Origin of the sequence: Kineococcus indalonis (assembly GCF_009906395.1) — a bacterium.
In the GTDB taxonomy this organism is placed as follows: Bacteria; Actinomycetota; Actinomycetes; order Actinomycetales; family Kineococcaceae; genus Kineococcus; species Kineococcus indalonis.
In genome coordinates this window covers 1-3,652 of record NZ_JAAALM010000415.1, presented here as the reverse complement: position 1 = coordinate 3,652, position 3,652 = coordinate 1, and the positions used below count along the sequence as shown (strand labels likewise).

4 protein-coding genes and 1 riboswitch are annotated in these 3,652 nt (G+C 78.9%); all 4 genes read left to right on the top strand.

Translation table 11 applies throughout. The features are described 5' to 3' along the window. The first annotated feature begins 23 nt into the window (after window positions 1-23). A riboswitch (TPP riboswitch) is annotated at window positions 24-133 on the top strand. Beyond that, window positions 124-1,260: a glycine oxidase ThiO gene (gene thiO / locus GTR00_RS16670; protein ID WP_323132550.1), complete on the top strand. Its 1,137-nt coding sequence runs from the start codon at window positions 124-126 to the stop codon at window positions 1,258-1,260. (Overlaps the previous riboswitch by 10 nt.) Before the next feature lie 65 nt (window positions 1,261-1,325). After that, entirely contained in the window at window positions 1,326-1,547 is a 222-nt protein-coding gene (thiS, locus tag GTR00_RS16665) for a sulfur carrier protein ThiS (RefSeq protein WP_166612707.1), read from the top strand. After that, window positions 1,544-2,461, top strand: coding sequence for a thiazole synthase (locus GTR00_RS16660; RefSeq protein WP_166612706.1), 918 nt, complete (start codon window positions 1,544-1,546; stop codon window positions 2,459-2,461). The genes thiS and GTR00_RS16660 overlap by 4 nt, the downstream gene beginning before the upstream one ends. After that, window positions 2,458-3,597 carry a molybdopterin-synthase adenylyltransferase MoeB gene (gene moeB, locus GTR00_RS16655; protein ID WP_166612705.1) on the top strand — a complete coding sequence of 380 codons (1,140 nt, stop codon included), beginning with the start codon at window positions 2,458-2,460 and terminating at the stop codon, window positions 3,595-3,597. Before GTR00_RS16660 ends, moeB begins: the two co-directional genes overlap by 4 nt. Window positions 3,598-3,652 lie beyond the last annotated feature (55 nt).

Sequence of the window (3,652 nt, the reverse complement as noted above, 5' to 3'; positions counted from 1 at the left end):
GGGGTGTGGGGGCAGGGGTATGGTGGCCGCACCACGGGAGCCCGGGATCGCGGGCTGAGAGGGCGAGCGCACTCGCCGACCGTCGAACCTGCTCCGGGTAGTGCCGGCGAAGGGAGCGTGCTGGTGGTCCCGTGCGACGTCGTCGTGCTCGGCGGCGGCATCGTGGGCACGGCGTGCGCGTGGCGGCTGGCCGAGCGCGGCCGCCGCGTCGTGCTCGTCGACCCCGACCCCGGCGGGGGTTCCTCCAAGGCCGCGGCCGGGATGCTCGCGCCCGTCAGCGAGCTGCACCACGGCGAGGAGGACCTGCTGGCCCTGTGCCTGCTGGCCGCGCGGGGTTTCGCCGGCTACGCCGCGCGGGCCGGCGACGCGGGCGAGGCGCCCACCGGCTACCGCGCCTGCGGCACCCTCGTGCTGGCCCTGGACGCCGGGGACCGCGCCCGCCTGGCGGACGTGCGCCGCGCCCAGGAGCGCCTCGGGCTGGACGTGCAGGCCCTCACCGGCCGGGAGTGCCGGGCGCTGGAACCCTTCCTGGACCCGGCCGTCTCCGGCGGCACGCTGGCCCGCGGGGACCACCAGGTCGACCCGCGCCGGCTGCTGCGGGCGCTGAGCGCCGCGGCCGGCCGCCGCGGCGTGGAGTTCGTGCCCGCGCGCGGCGAGGTGCTCGTCGAGGGCGGGCGCGCCGCGGGCGTGCGGTTCGCGGACGGCTCCGCGGTGCGCGCGGACCTGGTGGTGCTGGCGACCGGCGCGCGCGCCCAGCAGCACGCGCGGGTGCGCCCGGTGAAGGGGCAGGTGGCGCGGCTGCGGATGCCCGGGGGCGGGCACCTGCTGCAGCGCACCGTGCGCGGCGTGGTGCGCGACCGCGACGTGTACCTGGTGCCGCGCGAGGACGGCGAGCTCGTGGTGGGCGCCACCACCGAGGAGCGGGGTTTCGACGAGACCGTCACCGCCGGCGCGGTGCACGACCTGCTGCGCGACGCGCAGGCGCTGCTGCCGGGGCTGGCGGAGCTGGAACTGCTGGAGGTGCTCGCGCGCTGCCGCCCCGGCTCCCCGGACAACCTGCCGCTCATCGGGTTCGGCGAGGTGCCCGGGCTGCTGCTGGCGGTGGGCCACCACCGCAACGGGGTGCTGCTGTCGGGGGTGACGGCCGACGCCGTGGCGGCGCTGGCCGACGGGGAGGACGTCCCGCCGGAGGTCGCGGCCTGCGACCCGGCCAGGTTCGGGTCGCGCGCCGCGGCCCGCGAGGAGGTGCTGGTGCCGTGAACGACCGGATCGCCGGGGGGACCGCGCGGGCAGCCGCCGCGGGAGCCGCCCGTGGAGCTGTGGCGGTGGGCGGGGAGGTGGAGGTGCTGGTGAACTCCGAACCCCTGCGGGTGCCGGCCGGCTCCAGCGTCGCCGACGTCGTCGCCCTGTTCGCCCCGGGCGCGGTGGACGGGCGCGGCACGGCCGTGGCGGTCGGCGAGGACGTCGTGCCCGCCGGTCGCTGGGCGGACACGCCCGTCGCTGCGGGCGACCGCCTCGAGGTGCTGCGGGCGGTGGCGGGAGGATGAGCCCCGTGGAGACGACGGGGTTCCCGCGCAGCGGGCCGGGGGCCGCGGAGGGGACGGCCCCCGACCCGCTGGTGATCGCCGGGCGCGCCTTCCGCTCCCGGCTCGTCACCGGCACCGGCGGGGCCGCCAACCACGAGGTGCTCGAGCGCGCGCTGCGCGCCTCCGGCACCGAGCTGACGACGGTGGCGCTGCGGCGGGTGGACCCCTCCGCGCGCGGATCGCTGCTCGACGTCCTGGACCGGGTGGGCGTGCAGGTGCTGCCGAACACCGCCGGGTGCCGCACCGCCCGCGAGGCGCTGCTCACCGCCCGCCTGGGCCGGGAGGCGCTGGGCACCGACTGGGTGAAGCTGGAGGTCGTCGCCGACGAGGAGACCCTGCTGCCCGACGCGGTGGAGCTCCTCGACGCCGCCGAGCAGCTCGTCGACGACGGTTTCACCGTCCTGGCGTACACCAACGACGACCCCGCCCTGGCGCTGCGCCTGGAGCGCGCCGGGTGCGCGGCGGTGATGCCGCTGGGCGCCCCCATCGGCACCGGCCTGGGCATCCTCAACCCCCACAACATCGCCCTCATCGCCGAGCGCGCCTCGGTGCCGGTGGTCCTGGACGCCGGCATCGGCACCGCCTCCGACGCGGCCCGCGCGATGGAGCTGGGCTGCGACGCGGTGCTGCTGGCCACGGCCGTCACCCGCGCGCAGGACCCGGAGCTGATGGGCGCGGCGATGCGCCACGCCGTCCTCGCCGGCCGCGCTGCCCGCCTGGCCGGGCGCATCCCGCAGCGCGCGCTGGCGCAGGCGTCCTCCACCTGGGAGGGCCTGGCGGAGTTCGGCGGCACCGACGGGTCCGACGGGTCCGACGGGTCCGGCGGGTCGGGCGCGGCCGACGGGTCCGGCAGCGCCGCGGGGGGCACCGCGTGAGCGCGGGGCTGCCGCCGCTGGTGGAACCCGCCGCGGAGCTGACCGGCGAGGAGCTGCGCCGCTACGCGCGCCAGCTGCTGCTGCCGGGCATCGGCGAGGTCGGCCAGCGGCGGCTGAAGGCCGCGCGGGTCCTCGTCGTCGGCGCCGGCGGGCTCGGCTCGCCCGCGCTGCTGTACCTGGCCGCCGCCGGCGTCGGCACCGTCGGCGTCGTCGACGACGACGTCGTGGCCGTCTCGAACCTGCACCGGCAGGTCGTGCACGGCACCGCGGACGTGGGCCGGGCCAAGGTGGACAGCGCCGCCGACGCCGTGGCCCGCGCGAACCCCCTGGTGCGCGTCGTCAAGCACCGCGAGCGGCTCACCGCGGCCAACGCCGAGCAGGTCGTCGCCGGGTACGACCTCGTCGTGGACGGCTCGGACAACTTCGGCACCCGCTACCTCGTCAACGACGCCTGCGTCCTGACCGGCACCCCGTGGGTGTGGGGGGCGGTGCTGCGCTTCGACGGCCAGGTCGCGGTGTTCTGGGACGGGCACGGGCCCACCTACCGCGACCTGTTCCCCGCCCCGCCCGAACCGGGCACCGTGCCCTCCTGCGGGGAGGCCGGCGTGCTGGGCGCGGTGTGCGCGGCGGTGGGCGCGGCGATGGTCACCGAGGCCGTCAAGCTCGTCACCGGCGCCGGCACCAGCCTGCTGGGCCGGGTGCTCGTGCACGACGCGCTGGCGATGACGTGGCGCCCGCTGCGCCTGGCGCCGGACCCGCGCCGCGCCCCCGTCACCGCGGTCGAGGCCGTCGAGGGCGCCCCCGACCGCGAACCCTCCGACGACCTGCCCGAGGTGGACGCCGCGGACCTGGCCCACCGGCTGCGCGAGCGGGCCGCGGGGCGCGCCGGGTTCGTGCTCGTGGACGTGCGCGAACCCGACGAGCACGCCGCGCACGCCATCCCCGGCGCGGTGCCGGTGCCCCTGGCGGACGTGCTCGCCGACCCCGCCCGCTTCGACCCCGCCCAGCCGCTGGTGCTGCACTGCGCGGGCGGCACCCGTTCCGCGCGGGCGCTGCGCGCCGTGCTGGCCGCCGGCCACCCCGACGCCGCCCACCTGCGCGGCGGCATCGCCGCCTGGGACGCCCTGGGCGGCTGACCCCCGTCCACCCGGGCCCACCCGGGCCGGTGGGCCCGGGTGGACGGGGGTCAGC